This is a genomic window from Streptococcus sp. HMSC066F10 (assembly GCF_001813805.1).
Classification (GTDB): Bacteria; Bacillota; Bacilli; order Lactobacillales; family Streptococcaceae; genus Streptococcus; species Streptococcus vaginalis.
The window spans coordinates 1-16,057 of record NZ_KV813955.1; the positions used below are offsets into that span (position 1 = coordinate 1).

Sequence of the window (16,057 nt, forward strand, 5' to 3'; positions counted from 1 at the left end):
TTTTTGTTGCACTATATTTTACAACTTATCAAATAGAAAGGATACGTTATGAAGTTAATGATTTCAGCTGAAGATAAAAAAGCCCTAAGAGATTTTCATTATTCACTAGAATTTTCTGGAAAAGTAGTACTTGCTTCGGTGGCGTTGGTCAGTTTGGCTGTATTAGCAAGTCGTGCCTATTCTTCCAAAAACAAGAAAGGCTGCTGTTTGCATAAAATAGTGCAAAAGTGAGAATAATGAAATAATCAGGAAGGATAACTAAATGATTGGAAGTATGTTTGTCGGCTTCATTATTGGTCTAATTGCAGCAGCAATCACCAATCGTGGAGAACGAATGGGCTGTATCGGCAAAATCTTACTAGGTTGGTTTGGAGCCTGGCTTGGGCAAATGCTCTTTGGTAGCTGGGGACCTCATCTGTCAGATACAGCAATCATCCCTTCAGTGTTGGGAGCGATTATTCTTTTAGCTATTTTCTGGGAAAGAGGAAGCTGACTTCTAAAAATAGGAGTGAGACCGATACCTACGATTGCTAGTGCAGTCGCCCACAAAGGAATTAACATTTGAAAATGTTAATCTCAGCTTTCTTATTTCAAGGCTTCGGTACAAAATGTTCTGTATAGTCTCGCCCCACAAGGCGACTTAACTGTTTTTCAGACTGTTTAGATAGTGAATGCAGAAAACGAAGGTTTCATCAAAATTGCTCTTTGGAGTTTCAAAGGCGAATGAAGATGAGACTTGCTTCACAAGTTCTATCTACCACCTCAAAATGGTGCTTTGTTTTTGTGCGATAGCAGTTGCGTTAAAATTGCTTGTCATCATAAAGGAGTGCGTCTGAGACAGATTCACACGATAACTACAAAAAAAGAACAACCTTAATTTTCTGTTTATCAGAATGCCAAAGTTGTTCTTTTAATTTGTATTATTGAGTTATAGTGCTTTTATAAAGAAATTTTAATTAGGAATGCTGTTTTAGAACAGAGATTCCTTTTTATTTATTATTCAATCACTAACATGCCTTTTTTGATTGCGAAAGGATCTTTTTCATTGATGCGGTCATAGAACATAATGCCATTTGTATGGTCGATTTCGTGTTGCACGACAATGGCATTGTATCCTTTTAGTTTGATACGGTGCTTTTCACCCTCTTTATCAAAATATTCAACGGTGACACGCGCATGGCGCACGACATAACCAGGAACTTCACGGTCAACTGACAAGCAGCCCTCCCCTTCAGCGAGTGCGGCATCTTGAACAGAATGTGCCACGACTTTAGCGTTGTACATAACCGTTTGCAAAGCATAGGCTTCCTTTGGTGGATTGCCCTCTTTGTCTGGCAGGTTTGGCACCAATACAGCAATAATACGCTTTGACAGATCTAGCTGAGGTGCAGCTAGACCAACGCCGCCACGAAGCCCCATTTTTTCAGCAGTTGCAGGGTCTTGTGAATTTCTCAAAAATTGGAGCATTTTTTCACCCAAGATAACTTCTTGCTCTGTAAGTGGAAAGGTGACATCCTTGGCGACTGCCCGAAGCGTTGGATTCCCTTCACGAATGATGTCATTCATATCAATCAAGTGAGCTGGTTTTGTTAATTTTTCAATAACAGACATGTTTTCTCCTTCGTTCTAAAAATGGATTTCTATTCCAAATTAAATTCTTTGTATATGATAAATATAACACAAAATAAAGGAGAAAGAAAGAAATCGGAATAGCGTGTAATGAATATGTGGAGAAAACACGAAATAAATTAGTAAAAAATTAGTCTATTTTGCTTGATATTTAGTTGGATACTAAACTATTATTAGTAACAAAATAAATTACTTTTTAGGAGGGACAAAAAATTGAAAATTCTACTATTTGGAAATACGGGATATGTAACCAAAAAGTTTATACAAGAAGCTTTTCCAAAGGATACGGTTTATCTTTTGGGAGAAACAGATTTAAAAAGTTCAAAAAAAATTAAAATTGACAGTTTTTCCGAAAACAAAAGAGGCCATTGATATGTTGGATAAATTGAATGATAAGTCAACGACAGGCGATAAAATGTTAGAAAAATATTTTGATGCCGAAAACATCCAATATTGGTTAGCTTTTCAGATTTTAATGGGAAACATTGACAATCAAAATCGGAATATGTTCCTTTATAGCCCACAAAATGGAACTCGTTGGTATATTTTACCTTGGGATTTGGACGATTCTTTACGGAAAGGCGAGAGAGAACTTCGTAGGTCGGGTGCGCTGGGACAAAATTCTTGGCGTTATGGTGTGAGTAATTATTGGGGGAATCTCCTTTTTCAACGATTGCTAAAATCTGAAAGATTTAGAACGGGTTTGGATAAAGTGGTTGATAAATTATATAGAAATCAACTTAGTCCTAACAGTATCGGTGACTTGAGCAAGCAATATGCGAATATTGTCAAACCATATTTAAGTCGTATGCCAGATGTGGAGCGTATGCCTATAAAAGAGGAGCAATATGACAAGATTTTAAATGAATTACCAAAGGAAGTTGAAAAAAATTATCAAGATTATAAAAATAGTTTGCAGTCTCCTCAACCATTTTATATTGACCAGCCAAAAGTTGAGAATGGGGAACTGGTTCTTAAGTGGATGTCATCATACGATTTTAACAATAAAGAAATCACTTATCATGTAGAATTAGCTAAGGAGCCTAACTTTAAAGATAAGATCCTTGACAAGAAAGGTCTAACAGAGACAAGTGTCACTACAAAACATCTTCCAAAAGGTCAATATTTTATGCGCGTGATTGCTACAAATTCTGATGGTAAATCTCAGGCTTCTTTTGAACAATATCGTGTGGATACTACCAGTCTTTTTGGCGTTTTAAGTTTTTATGTGATGGAAGATGGTAAGATAAAGGTTGATGTTTATGAAAATAAATAAAGAAGAACAGTTTCGTCATGAAAGGAAATACCTGATTGATCTGAAAGAAAAAGAACTATTGACGCAACGCTTTGGCTCCATCCTATCTTTGGATAGACATGCTCAAAATGGTGGGTATACTATTCGTAGTCTGTACTTTGATGATTACTGGAATAGTGCTTATGAGGGAAAAGAAGCGGGAATTTTGATGCGTAAAAAATACCGTATTCGGATCTATAATTTTAGTGACCGAAGTATCAAATTGGAGCGCAAAAAGAAATTTGGACAGTATATTTATAAAGAAGCAGCTCCTTTAACACGAGAAGAGGTAGAAAAAATTCTTGATGGTAACTATAATTTTCTTCTCCATAGCCCCTATTTGTTGTGTAGAGAATTTTATGTTGAATGTGTGGCAAATATGATGCGACCTCGTGTTATAGTAGACTATGAACGAGAACCTTGGGTTTATGACACAGGAACAGTTCGATTGACGTTTGATTCAAATGTTCGAGCTGCTATTGGTAGCTATGATATATTTGATCCATCGTTGCCGACGCTGCCGATATTGCAGCCAGGTAAATTGGTTTTTGAAGTCAAATATACAGAATTACTACCGCAAATTATAAAAACTATCATTCCGCCACAAGCTTCCGAGTTTCTTGCCGTATCCAAATATGTATTGTGTTATGAAAAAACAGCCTACTTACATGATTTCGGATACTGGTATGATACAGACCACTAGTAGAGGAGAAAAAGATGAGTGTTCAAGATATCATTAAAAAATCTGTCTTACAATCAGAAAATTTCACAACCCAAAATATTAGGAAAATTGTTGCGACCTTACTATTAGCCATTGCACTAGGAGCTTTCATTTACTTTGTTTATCAACGATTTTTTACCGGCGTTGTCTATTCTAGAAGTTTTGCCATGACCTTAGTTGGAATGTCTATTTTAACAGCGATGGTAACACTAGCTATTAGCTCCAACATTTGGTATGGTAGGGGCGCTGTCTATCGTTCGTTATCGTACAGCGGTTAAGGATCCGATGGACTTGATTTATCTGTTCTGGGCTATTACAACAGGAATCACTGTTGGAGCGGGCATGTACATTTTGGCAATTGTAACGGCAACTGTCATTTTTGGAATGTTAATCATTTTTAGCAAAATGCAGGGGCAAGGAAAAGTCTATATTGCTGTTATCCATTATAAAGGTGATGAAACGGGCGATAAAATTATTCAGGCTTTTGGAAAAATGAAATATTTTGTTAAGTCAAAAACGATGCGAGGAGATACTGTCGAAATGGCAGTAGAGGTCTTTTGTCAAAAAGAGAATTTTGTTTTTGTAGAGCAAATCCGGAATATTGATCAAGTTTCGGATGTGACTCTGATTCAATACAATGGTGAATATCACGGATGATGAGAATGAACAGAATAATACCAATTTGTTTAGATGTTTTAGCCCTCCTATTTATTTGTGTAGTGCTTTTTTCTCCTTCTTTTAAAAAAGGTAGAAAACGAGTGGAGCAGAATTTTACTTACTCTGATAAAGCACTAGCCAATCCTCTGATGGACTATGCTCCTTCAGCTAAGGAATCAGAAGTAACTAAGGATGTTCAGTTGGTTTATATGGATGTAACTTGGAAAGAATTGGAGCCTAAAAAAGGGGTATATGCTTGGGAAGCCTTAGAAGCAAAAAATCAGCTTAAACGCTGGTTAAAAGAAGGAAAGCATGTTGTTTTTCGCTTTGTTTTGGACTATCCTCGGAAAGCCACTCATGAGGATATTCCTTCTTGGTTAATCAAAAAAATGTCTGATCCGGGAGACCGCTATACTTCTTCCTATGGAAAAGTTTTTTCTCCTAATTATGAGGATAAAAAACTTCTTCAATATTATCAAAAAGCAATTGAGGCGATGGGGAAGAGATGGGCTGATTCAGGACAAATTTCTTTTATTGAGCTAGGGGGACTAGGTCATTGGGGAGAGTGGCATGTGAATGACGAAGCCAATATTCGGAAGTTGCCAGAAGCGGCTATTCGTGAAAAATATATTACCCCTTGGATAGATGCTTTCCCAGAAGCGAATATTTTGATGCGGCGTCCGTTTACAGTAGCTAAAAAATATGGGTTTGGTCTTTATAATGATGTGGTTGGGGACGAAGAAAGTAAAAAAGTTTGGTTAAATTGGATTAAATCTGGTGGAGATTATGATCAGGAAAATGCAAAAAATGGTTTAGTCCCTATGCCAAATGCCTGGCAAACTGCTCCTATAGGTGGTGAATTAACCAGTTCAGCTACTATGAAAACTCTCATGGGGAAAAAGCTGAAACAGATCATCAAAGAACTTCAGGAATCTCATACTACTTTTTTGGGTCCTAAAATTGCTGAAAGGATAGACAATGATAATAGTGGCTATAATGAAATCTTGAAAAACATGGGCTATCGTTTATGGGTTCCTCAGATGACTTTGACATCTGGTAAGACATCTACTCAGTTGACGATGACATTAGCAAATAAAGGAGTTGCCCCCTTTTATCGCAATTGGAAAGTGAAAATTTATGTGCTCAACAGAATGGGTGCTATTATTGAAAGTAAAACCGTACCGATTGCTTTAACAAAAATCTTACCTGATAAAGAACAAAAGGTGCAAATTTCCCTTTCAACTGTTAACGTGACTGGTGAAGGAAATGGATACAAAATCGCTTTGGGAATAGTTTCTCCTCTCACTAAGAAACCAGCTGTTCGATTTGCCAATAAAGGACAGGAAAGAGAAAAATTGATGACTTTGTATGAAGATTGAGACTAAGCAAACCAACGTTGTATTCTTATTTACGGCGTTGGTTTTTTATGTCAGAATTAGATTGCGTCTTTTCATAAAAAACTGTATGATAGGGATAGTGTGATTTTAGAAAGAAGATAAGATGAAAAGATTCATGGAGAAAGCTAGTATTCTGGCTTTATCATTTGTGTTGACAACGGCATTTTCAATTTCCAGCGCTTTACCGGCAATGTCTCAGTTTTATAAGAATTATTCCTCTAGTCAGGTAGAGTTATTAGTCTCCTTGCCGTCTATTGGGATTATGTCTTTATTACTTTTTAATAGTATTTTGGAGCGTTTTTTATCTGAGCGGCAAATGATTATACTAGGACTATTGTTGTTTTCTATTTGTGGCCTCATCCCATTTTTCAATCAAGCTTATGGTCTCGTTTTTGCTTCGCGATTTATTTTTGGTTTAGGGCTAGGTATGATGAACCCTCGAGCAATTGCGATTATTAGTGAGCGATTCCAAGGGAGAGAGCGTGTGCAGATGTTGGGCTACCGTGGGTCAGCAGAAGTTGTTGGGATGGCTTTGCTGACTTTAGCGGTCGGGCAACTCTTGCGTTTTGGTTGGACAACTACTTTTCTGGTTTATACAGTTGGCTTTATTGTTTTAGCATTGTATCTTTTGTTTGTTCCTTATGAAAAAAGCAAAGTCGATAAACATAAGTATCTCAAGTCTGCTCAGAAAATGACCACAAAACAAGTGCGTTTAAGCATATTGTTGGCTTTTATAGCTGGAATGATTGTGTGTACCAATGTCGCTATCAATTTACGTATTCCAAGTCTTGTCTTACAGAATAAAATGGGAAGTGCTGAAACAGCGAGCTTGATTCTCAGCTGTATGCAGCTTATCGGGATTCTAGCTGGTGTTAGCTTTGCTAGTCTAGTGAGTTTACTGAAAAATCGCTTATTGACAGTAATGGGAATTATTTTTGGTCTCAGTCAAGTGATGATTGGTTTTTCGAGCCACATTTGGTTCTTAAGTTTAAGTGCTCTGTTGGCTGGTTTTGCTTATAGCGTATCTCTAACAGCTGTATTTCATATTGTATCAGAGAAAATTCCTGCCCATTTAGTCAATCGTGCAACAGCGATTGTTGTCTTGGGTTGCAGTAGTGGTGCTTCAGTATCAACATTCGTCCTATCCTTGATTGGAATCATTTCTTCTGTTCCAACCTTTATTTTTAGTGTACTAGGGGTTCTCATGATAGCAGTATCCATTTTAGCTTCTTTTGTCACTTATCAACAAAATGAGGGAAAGGATGCGATTAGATAAGTTTTTAGTAGAAATGGACTTTGGCTCACGAACAGAAGTCAAACGCCTATTGAAAAAGAAGCAAGTTTTGGTGAATGGAAAAATAGAAACATCTGCGAAAATTCAAATAGATGAAAATCAGGATGAAATTTCGGTTAATAACCAAGTTCTGATCTATAAAAGATTTGTCTATTATCTTTTGAATAAACCCAAAGGTGTCATTTCTGCTACCGAAGATGATAAGCATCGAACAGTTTTGGATTTGCTGGATGAAAATGCACGCCAGAAAGCAGTCTTTCCAGTCGGATGGCTCGACATTGACACTCATGGTCTTTTGTTATTAACCAATAATGGAGCTTTGGCACACGCTATGCTGTCTCCTAAAAAGCATGCAGCAAAAGTTTATCGTGCAAAGGTAGATGGGATTATAACTGAAAAAGATGTGGAACATTTTGAAGCAGGAATAGAACTCAAGGACTTTACCTGTCAGCCTGCAAAATTGACCATATTAGAAGTGAATGAAGAATAGCAAACTTCTCTGGTGGAGATTATAATTTCTGAAGGAAAATTTCACCAAGTGAAGCGAATGGTTCAAGCATGTGGCAAAAAAGTAACTGACTTGGAACGCCTTTCTATGGGACCATTAACTCTGGATAGAAAGTTGGAAATAGGAACGTTCCGTCGTTTGACAAAAGAAGAATTAGAAAAACTCACTATTTTTGGTGTAGAAGTCTAAGCCGGAATGTCCCATTTGACAAAACCTTTTCTTCTTGGTAGAATAAGGATGTCGTTAAAGACAAATAACTTTTTCTTGGTATTAGGTGGGCCAAGCCTAACACTCGGATGAAGCGTAAAGAAAAGGAGTCTATCATGGCAATCTCAAAAGAGAAAAAAAATGAAATCATTGCACAATATGCACGTCACGAAGGTGACACAGGTTCAGTTGAAGTACAAGTAGCTGTTCTTACTTGGGAAATTAACCACCTCAACGAACACATCAAGGTACACAAAAAAGACCACGCTACTTACCGTGGATTGATGAAAAAAATCGGTCGCCGTCGTAACCTTCTTGCCTACTTGCGTAAGAACGACGTTAACCGTTACCGTGAATTGATCAACTCACTCGGACTTCGTCGTTAATTCAATTAAAAGTCTCTCATGAAAATGAGAGCTTTTTTTACCATTAGAAATAGAAATGTGTCAGAGTAAGCATATCCTTTGACTGTTGTAATAACTATTGATACAATGTATTTATAAAAATAATTACAAATGTAATTGAATAATAAAAAGGAGAATGACCATGATTGAAATCACTTATTTGGATGCTAGTAAGCAAGAGAGGGTTATAACGTTTGAAAGCTATCAAGAATTTGAGCAATCTCAACAGGCCTGCTTGATCAATGTAGCAGATTATTATCCGGTTCAAAAGCTGCTTGTTAATGGACACGAATTGGATTACCAAGGGACTTACGGTGATGTTTTCTTTTATCTAATGAAGCAAGATTTAAATCAATACAAATAAAAGTGAGGTAAAATGATGACAAAAGCTATTACTGATGCAACGTTTGAAGCAGAAACAAAGGACGGTCTTGTTCTTATTGACTTTTGGGCTACTTGGTGTGGACCTTGTCGTATGCAAGCTCCTATTCTAGAAAAACTTTCCGTAGAAATTCCAGAAGATGAATTGAAAATCGTGAAGATAGACGTTGATGAAAATCCAAATACCGCACGACAATTTGGTATTATGAGTATTCCGACTCTCTTATTTAAAAAGAACGGTCAAGTTGTGAAACAAGTCGCCGGGGTACATACAGCAGCACAAATCAAGCAAATTGTGGCAGAATTAGGATAAAGCATAAAATCCGCTTAGTTTTTAAGTGGATTTTTAGGTGCCTGAAAACTTTTAGTCACTAGGATACCTAAAAGAGATTCTTGAGGATTCTAATAAAACTCAAAATAAAGCATTGACTTATTTAAAATTAAGTGTATAATTACATTTAATAAAAAATTAAGTGATTGCTTAACGAAGAGAAAGCGGATATAAAATGAAACGAATATTGCAAAATAAACTGTTTATGGGAACTTTCGTCTCGGATATGTTGTCTAATTTTGGAGATATACTCTATTATTTGGCTTTAATGAATTATGTTCTGCTATTGCCAGAAGCAAAATTTGCAATCTCTTTAGTGACTTTATCTGAAAGTTTGCCTTTTCTAACGATGATTTTCATGGGCATGTGGGGCGATCGTACTAAGAAGAAAGTAGATACGATTTTGGCGACGCTTCTGTTTCGGACAGGGCTGTATCTGCTCATTGGTCTGGCTATGGGCTTTCAGCCAGCTTTATGGGGAGTGATTTTAGCTGTATTGGTCAATCTTTTATCTGACCTAGCTGGTCAATATGAAGATGCTTTGCATATACCACTCAGCCTTCGTATTATTCCATTGGAAGATCGTGAAGCCATGTATGCCTTTCGTCAAGGAGCAAGCTCTATCCTAAAGATTCTCTTTCAGTCCAGCGGAGCAATTTTAGTCGGGCTGATGAGTTACCAATACCTTGCATTTTTTAATGCTGGAACTTTTGTAGTTAGTGCTTTGATAATGTTGATACTTCGTCCCAGTTTAAATAATCTGCTCAAAGATAATCGAATTCATTCTTCTGTTGATAATCGTGAGGGAGAGAGGCATTTTATTAAAAATACATGGAATAGTTTGCAGCAATCTTATCAAACTGTTCAGAATATCTCCGTCTTAAAGACTTCTATTTTTACCATTGCTGGTTTAAATGCTGTATTTGCAGCAGAGAATGCACTGCTCCTCCTAAATATGAAAGAAAATCCCAGTTTTGCATTTCTCAATCCAGCCACAACTATAGCAACCGTTACAGTTGTAACTTTGATAGGAAATATTTTGGGGAGTGTTTTGGTAACGACCTTATTAAAAAAAGTAAGTATGGAATTTTTGCTGAAGATTTCCGTATTCATGCCTCCTGCTCTCTTTATTGGTTTTTTACTCCACAGTATTTATATTATTTTCTTGGTGAATTTTTTGACAATGGTTATCGTAGGCATTTTTCAGCCGAAGATGAATGCTTTTGTCATTTCATCGCTTCCTGAGAAGCATTTGGCGACAATCAGTGCGGGGATTAGTAGTTTTTCCACATTAGGTTTAGTTCTTTGTCAAATGCTGGTAGCAGTTTTAGTGACGTTCTTGTCATCAGCCCAAATTGCTTTCTTATTTTTAATATTATCATCGATTTTATTCTTTTATACACTGAAAGTGCCCAAAAAAATGCTAAACAAGTGATGCAATAGCTTTCCAAACAGTTTACTTGTTAGGGTGAATTTGATAAGATAACACTAAAGAAGGAGTAAAGATAATGGTGGAAGTACAGTATTCAGAACAAGCAAGTGATTTAATGGAGCAGTTTTCTCTATCTACTCTGATACAGGATAGAAGAGAGACTATCGAAAGTTTTAGTGGCAAAGAGCGTGAGCTTTTTAAAGATGTTTTTCCTATAATGGAAGAGCTTCGCCTTTTGTTTCAACCTTATAAGGAAAAAATGGAAACCTATTATTTGACTGGTTATGGAATCACCTTGCTGCAAAGTTGCTATTTGGAGATGGTAGATAAGGGGCTGACGCCCAAATCGGTTGAAGCGGTACATGCCTACTGTTTGCAGCTAGATGCCGAAGCGATAAGAGAACAGCTAAAAGGTCTCTTAAACACAGGTCCTGAGCACATGGCTAAAAGTGGAGATTTTTGGGATTATTTAGAAGCATCATCTATTAAATCAGAAACTAAGTGGTATTTCAGTCAATTTTATCGGAAGCCACTTGAAGCTATGAAAGAGTTAATAGAATTGTCTCGGGAACTTATTCCGCTTTACCAGCCTTACTTGGAAAAAAGTGCTGCTGAACGTAGAGCTTATGCGTCATCCTTTTCATTGGAGAATACCATTGCAGAGTCTGCTAGCCTATCTCATTTTGATTGGAATTTTAAAGAAAATCAATTTATTAGGCTTTATGTTGTCAGTCCATGGGTGGTGCAGTTTGCATCTTATTTTAGTGAAACAGAACCGAGTGAGAGCCATTATTTTATCGTTTCTTGCCGCATTGATCAATTACTTAAAAGTGGAACAGAACTGGATATGGATACGTTTGCCGCAGTTCTCAAGGTACTTAGTGATAGCACACGCTATAATGTTATGGTAGAATTAGCTAAACCGTATGCAAAGAGCAAACGGATTGCTGAAGAGTTAGATATTACTGGAGCAGCAGTTTCTTTTCATACTCAAAAGCTCATCAATGCAAAACTCCTGCTTTTTAACCGTGACCATAAAGATGTGAAATATGATGTAAATAAAAGTTTACTTAGAGAAATCATTGCCAAGCTGACGAGTGACTTTGGCTTGGAAGAAAAGTGAACAGAAAGATCTTTAGATTAGTTACAGACGAAAAAAGAGGCTGGGGCAAAAGTCCTTAACCTCGTCAGATTTTTATGAGTTTCTTGCAAGTCGCAGTGGTTGAGTGGGTTCTATGCGGTTGATAAATCAACCTTTACAGCCCTACTCAACTGTGCGGGGGTGGGACGACAAAATCAAATTTCTTCGAAATTACCGATTTTTGTCCCACTCCCTTTTGAATAGTTTCTGTTATTCTTCCAATTCTTCGCTGTATGCAATAATCTGATCAACTGTGTCCGACAGGAATTGAATGGTATCACGGAGTGGTTTATCAGTAGAGATATCCGCGCCAATGATGCGAGCAGATTCAAGAGGCGTTGTGCTTCCGCCGGATTTGAGGAAGTTGAGCCAATCGCGGGCTCCATTTTCAGAATTTTTCAAATGAAGATAACCAGCAGTTGAGATAACGAGACCTGCAGAATAGGTATAACTGTACAGTCCCATGTAATAGTGACTTTGGCGCATCCAAGTAAGTGCAGCATCGTCATCAATTTCCACCGCTTCCCCCCAGAATTCGGTCAGAACTTCTTTCATAATACTGTTCAGTTTAGCAGCACCAAAGGTTTCGCCGGCTTCAATCAGATTGTAAACACGGCGTTGGAAAGCTGCTTCCAGGAGGTGAGTGATGAAGTTATGGAAGTAGGTGTCAGTTAAGCGATGCGCAAGAGCAAAGCGTTTTTGGCGTGGATTGTCAAATTGATGTTCCAAATAGTCGCTAAGTAAGAGTTCGTTGAAGGTAGAAGGAGCTTCTACGTAATAGGTAGACATGTGGGTATTGAAATAGCTTTGACTATTGTCAGAGAAGATGAACTGACCAGAGTGGCCAATTTCATGAATCAGAGTATACACATCACTCATACGGCCTGTCCAGCTCATGAGAACGTACGGGTGCACACGATAAGGGTCAGTTGCATAGCCTCCGGAGTCCTTGCCGGCATTAGCTGCAAAATCCACCCAGCGCTCTTTTTGATAATTGGCAATTTCGCACGTGTATTCTTCTCCAAGTGGAGCAACGGACTTCATTACTAGTTCGTAAGCGTCATCAATAGTGACATCAGGATTAAGTGCGCTGTCCAAGTCCAATTTCCAATCTGCAAAGGTCATTTTTTCAAGACCGTTGATTTTAGCAACGTGTTTGAGAAACTTTTGTGCAACAGGGGCGAATTCTGTCATGATGAGGTCAATTTGCCGGTCAAACATAGAACGGTCTACCTCTTGCTCAGCCAAAAGATAGTCAAAAACAGAGTCATACCCCCGCATATCAGCAATCAGCTTTTCAGATTTCACTTGAGCCAGATAAGCTGCAGCAGCAGTATGTTGATGTTTACGAAGTCCAGCTGAGAAAGACCGGAAAGACTTTTCACGGACTTGAGCATTTTCGTGATTTTGGTAGAAATTTTCGTAGCTGATAAAGCTATTCTTATAAACTTTTCCGTCTACTTCAAAATCCTCCATGGCAAAATCACCTGCCCTCATTTTGGTGTAAATGTCTTGTGGGCTGTAAAAAACTTCACTGAGATTTGTCAGAGCCTTTTCGACATCGGCACCTAAATAGTGAGCTTTTTGAATTTTTGCTTGACGAATTGCAGCAGTCAAATGCGGTAGTTGTCCGAGACGGTCGAGTACTTTTTCATTGGCATTTACCAAAGCTGCGTCAAAGAAGCTAAGCGCAACGCTGGCTTCTGTTTCAAAATCTGTACCAGCTTGCGCAATCTGTGCAAAGCTTTCATCACTGTAGTCCGTTGTTTGCGGCATAAAGCTGTAGTTGCCAATATGGCTTCTTTGAATGTAGATTTGCTCCAATTCAGCAAAAGCCTTTTCAAAATCCTCAAAAGTATGGAGGTTATCCTTATAATCACGTGTGAATTGGTTAATGTCCTCACGCGTTTTTTCAATCGCCCGCAAGAAATCCTCTCGGTCTTGATAGAGGGCTGTTAAGTCCCACAGCTCCTTTTCTGGAAATTCAGAACGTTGCTTTTGTTCAACCATAAATCTATTTCTCCTTGTCATTAACTTTCTTCTAGTATAGCAGAAAATAAGAATAATAGATAACATTTCAAAAATTCTTGTTAAAAAGCTATTTTAAGGCTTTTTCTTTTGGTGTAAAATATGATAAAATAAAGTTTATACGTGCTTGATACAAAGATGAGGATTTAAAGGCTTATTAGGGACAATCCTTGTTTATTTCAAAAGTACAGCAGATGAATATTGTGAGCGTTTAACGAGATTTGCGACAGGAACTTGTTAAATCGGTATTATTTGGCAAGAGGCTTTGACTTAGCAAGGCATTTAGCGATTAGCGTAAACTTATTAGGTACTAAGTACCAATCAATTTTAATGCTTTGTATCTTGATCTTTGTAGGCAAGACGTATAAAAAAATTAGAAATTGAGTATAAGCTCAACGAGGAATATATATGACAAAGCAAGTATTTAAAACCACTTTTGCTGGCAAAGAATTAGTGGTTGAAACTGGACAAGTGGCGAAGCAAGCGAATGGTAGCGTAGTGGTGCGCTATGGTGAAAGTACCGTTCTGACAGCAGCCGTTATGTCAAAGAAAATGGCGACTGGCGATTTCTTCCCGCTTCAAGTCAATTATGAAGAAAAGATGTACGCAGCTGGGAAATACCCTGGTGGCTTTAACAAGCGCGAAGGACGCCCTTCAACGGACGCGACTTTGACCGCTCGCTTAATCGACCGTCCCATTCGTCCCATGTTTGCGGAAGGTTTCCGCAATGAAGTTCAGGTTATCAATACCGTTCTTTCTTATGATGCGGATGCTTCAGCACCTATGGCAGCTATGTTTGGTTCATCTCTTGCGTTATCAATCTCAGATATTCCTTTTAACGGACCAATTGCTGGTGTACAAGTTGGCTATATTAATGGAGAATTGGTTATCAATCCAAGTCAAGAACAAAAAGAAGCTTCGTTATTGGAATTAACTGTTGCAGGAACTAAAGAAGCGATCAACATGGTAGAGTCTGGTGCCAAAGAATTGTCAGAAGAAATCATGTTGGAAGCTCTTCTCAAAGGGCACGAAGCAGTCAAAGAATTGATTGCCTTCCAAGAAGAAATCGTTGCTGCAGTTGGTAAAGAAAAAGCAGAAGTAGAATTGCTTCATGTGGACACTGAATTACAGGCTGAAATCATCGCAGCCTACAACAGCGACCTCCAAAAAGCGGTTCAAGTGGAAGAAAAATTGGCTCGTGAAGCTGCAACTCAAGCAGTTAAAGACCAAGTAACAGCAGTTTGCGAAGAAAAATATGCAGACCATGAAGAATATGAACGCATCATGCGTGATGTGGCTGAAATCTTGGAACAAATGGAACATGCTGAAGTGCGCCGTTTGATTACAGAAGACAAGGTGCGTCCTGACGGTCGTAAGGTTGATGAAATTCGTCCACTAGATGCTGAAATTGACTACCTACCACGTGTGCATGGTTCTGGTCTCTTTACTCGTGGGCAAACTCAGGCTTTATCTGTTTTGACCTTGGCACCAATGGGCGAAACACAAATCGTTGACGGTTTGGATCCAGAATACAAGAAACGCTTTATGCACCACTACAACTTTCCACAATACTCTGTAGGAGAAACGGGTCGTTATGGTGCACCAGGTCGTCGTGAAATCGGTCATGGAGCACTTGGTGAACGTGCACTTGCGCAAGTTCTCCCTAGTCTAGAAGATTTCCCTTATGCAATCCGTTTGGTAGCAGAAGTTCTTGAGTCAAATGGTTCCTCTTCACAGGCCTCGATTTGTGCTGGGACACTTGCTCTCATGGCCGGTGGGGTACCAATTAAAGCACCTGTAGCCGGAATTGCTATGGGGCTCATTTCAGATGGTAGCAATTACACGATTTTAACAGATATTCAAGGCTTAGAAGATCATTTCGGAGATATGGATTTCAAGGTGGCTGGTACACGTGAAGGAATTACTGCTCTTCAAATGGATATTAAGATTGAAGGAATTACTGCTGAAATCTTGCAAGAAGCATTGGCTCAAGCTAAAAAAGCACGTTTTGAAATTTTAGATTTGATTGAACGTACAATTCCAGCTCCTCGTCCAGAACTCGCTCCAACCGCTCCAAAAATTGATACCATCAAGATTGATGTTGATAAAATTAAGATTGTCATCGGTAAAGGCGGTGAAACGATTGACAAGATTATCGCAGAAACAGGTGTCAAGATTGACATTGACGAAGAAGGAAATGTTTCTATTTACTCTAGCGATCAAGATGCGATTAACCGTGCCAAAGAAATCATTGCAGCTCTTGTGCGTGAAGCAAAAGTAGATGAAGTTTATCATGCCAAAGTGGTTCGGATTGAGAAATTCGGTGCTTTTGTCAATCTCTTTGACAAGACAGATGCCTTGGTGCACATCTCAGAAATGGCTTGGACGCATACTAATAAGGTTGAAGATTTGGTACAACTTGGTGATGAAGTAGATGTCAAAATCATCAAGATTGATGAAAAAGGCCGTATTGATGCCTCTATGAAAGCTCTTCTTCCTCGTTCTCCAAAACCTGAGCATGATGAAAAAGGTGAAAAGTCTGAGCGACCTCACCGTCCACGTCACCATAAGGGCCACAAACCTAAGAAAGAATTTACAGAAACACCAAAAGATTCAGAATAAGAAAAGGAGAA

Annotated in this window: 13 protein-coding genes and 3 pseudogenes; 14 read left to right on the top strand and 2 right to left on the bottom strand. The window is 38.3% G+C overall.

The genetic code is table 11. The features are described from left to right. The first annotated feature begins 48 nt into the window (after window positions 1-48). On the top strand, window positions 49-231 hold the full coding sequence (locus HMPREF2933_RS00575; RefSeq protein WP_024052805.1) for a hypothetical protein: 183 nt from the start codon (window positions 49-51) through the stop codon (window positions 229-231). 31 nt (window positions 232-262) lie between these two features. Further along, window positions 263-493: a GlsB/YeaQ/YmgE family stress response membrane protein gene (locus HMPREF2933_RS00580; RefSeq protein WP_003026266.1), complete on the top strand. Its 231-nt coding sequence runs from the start codon at window positions 263-265 to the stop codon at window positions 491-493. Window positions 494-996: 503 nt separating this feature from the next. On the opposite strand, the gene def is transcribed toward HMPREF2933_RS00580, so the two are convergent. Next, complete coding sequence (gene def, locus HMPREF2933_RS00585) at window positions 997-1,611, bottom strand: peptide deformylase (protein ID WP_024052804.1); 615 nt, start codon at window positions 1,609-1,611, stop codon at window positions 997-999. Window positions 1,612-1,842: 231 nt separating this feature from the next. Here def and HMPREF2933_RS00590 point away from each other — a divergent pair. The 11 genes and pseudogenes from HMPREF2933_RS00590 to HMPREF2933_RS00640 all read left to right on the top strand — a co-directional run bounded on the left by HMPREF2933_RS00590 (window position 1,843) and on the right by HMPREF2933_RS00640 (window position 11,378). Further along, a pseudogene (locus tag HMPREF2933_RS00590) lies at window positions 1,843-2,905 on the top strand (CotH kinase family protein). Then, window positions 2,892-3,626, top strand: coding sequence for a polyphosphate polymerase domain-containing protein (locus HMPREF2933_RS00595; protein ID WP_070584653.1), 735 nt, complete (start codon window positions 2,892-2,894; stop codon window positions 3,624-3,626). The pseudogene HMPREF2933_RS00590 and the gene HMPREF2933_RS00595 overlap by 14 nt, the downstream one beginning before the upstream one ends. A 14-nt stretch (window positions 3,627-3,640) precedes the next feature. Beyond that, window positions 3,641-4,301 (top strand): annotated as a pseudogene (locus HMPREF2933_RS10530) (DUF4956 domain-containing protein). 101 nt (window positions 4,302-4,402) lie between these two features. After that, window positions 4,403-5,680 carry a DUF4832 domain-containing protein gene (locus HMPREF2933_RS00605; protein ID WP_224783935.1) on the top strand — a complete coding sequence of 426 codons (1,278 nt, stop codon included), beginning with the start codon at window positions 4,403-4,405 and terminating at the stop codon, window positions 5,678-5,680. 121 nt (window positions 5,681-5,801) lie between these two features. After that, entirely contained in the window at window positions 5,802-6,974 is a 1,173-nt protein-coding gene (locus HMPREF2933_RS00610; RefSeq protein ID WP_024052798.1) for an MFS transporter, read from the top strand. Beyond that, window positions 6,961-7,689: pseudogene (locus HMPREF2933_RS00615) on the top strand (pseudouridine synthase). The gene HMPREF2933_RS00610 and the pseudogene HMPREF2933_RS00615 overlap by 14 nt, the downstream one beginning before the upstream one ends. A 134-nt stretch (window positions 7,690-7,823) precedes the next feature. Next, window positions 7,824-8,093, top strand: coding sequence for a 30S ribosomal protein S15 (gene rpsO, locus HMPREF2933_RS00620; RefSeq protein WP_003026255.1), 270 nt, complete (start codon window positions 7,824-7,826; stop codon window positions 8,091-8,093). Window positions 8,094-8,253: 160 nt separating this feature from the next. Then, a complete protein-coding gene (locus HMPREF2933_RS00625) occupies window positions 8,254-8,475 on the top strand; it encodes a DUF4649 family protein (protein WP_003026254.1) in 222 nt (73 codons plus the stop codon). Between the two features lie 15 nt (window positions 8,476-8,490). After that, on the top strand, window positions 8,491-8,805 hold the full coding sequence (gene trxA / locus HMPREF2933_RS00630; RefSeq protein ID WP_003039843.1) for a thioredoxin: 315 nt from the start codon (window positions 8,491-8,493) through the stop codon (window positions 8,803-8,805). A gap of 193 nt (window positions 8,806-8,998) precedes the next feature. Further along, entirely contained in the window at window positions 8,999-10,258 is a 1,260-nt protein-coding gene (locus HMPREF2933_RS00635) for an MFS transporter (RefSeq protein WP_024052745.1), read from the top strand. Between the two features lie 73 nt (window positions 10,259-10,331). After that, window positions 10,332-11,378 (top strand): ArsR/SmtB family transcription factor, encoded by a 1,047-nt coding sequence (locus tag HMPREF2933_RS00640; protein WP_024052744.1) that lies wholly within the window; start codon window positions 10,332-10,334, stop codon window positions 11,376-11,378. Between the two features lie 228 nt (window positions 11,379-11,606). Here HMPREF2933_RS00640 and pepF read toward each other — a convergent pair whose 3' ends face one another. Continuing rightward, on the bottom strand, window positions 11,607-13,406 hold the full coding sequence (gene pepF / locus HMPREF2933_RS00645) for an oligoendopeptidase F (protein ID WP_024052743.1): 1,800 nt from the start codon (window positions 13,404-13,406) through the stop codon (window positions 11,607-11,609). 426 nt (window positions 13,407-13,832) lie between these two features. Here pepF and pnp point away from each other — a divergent pair, with 426 nt between their 5' ends. Then, window positions 13,833-16,046 (top strand): polyribonucleotide nucleotidyltransferase, encoded by a 2,214-nt coding sequence (gene pnp, locus HMPREF2933_RS00650; protein ID WP_024052742.1) that lies wholly within the window; start codon window positions 13,833-13,835, stop codon window positions 16,044-16,046. The last annotated feature ends 11 nt before the right edge of the window (window positions 16,047-16,057 follow it).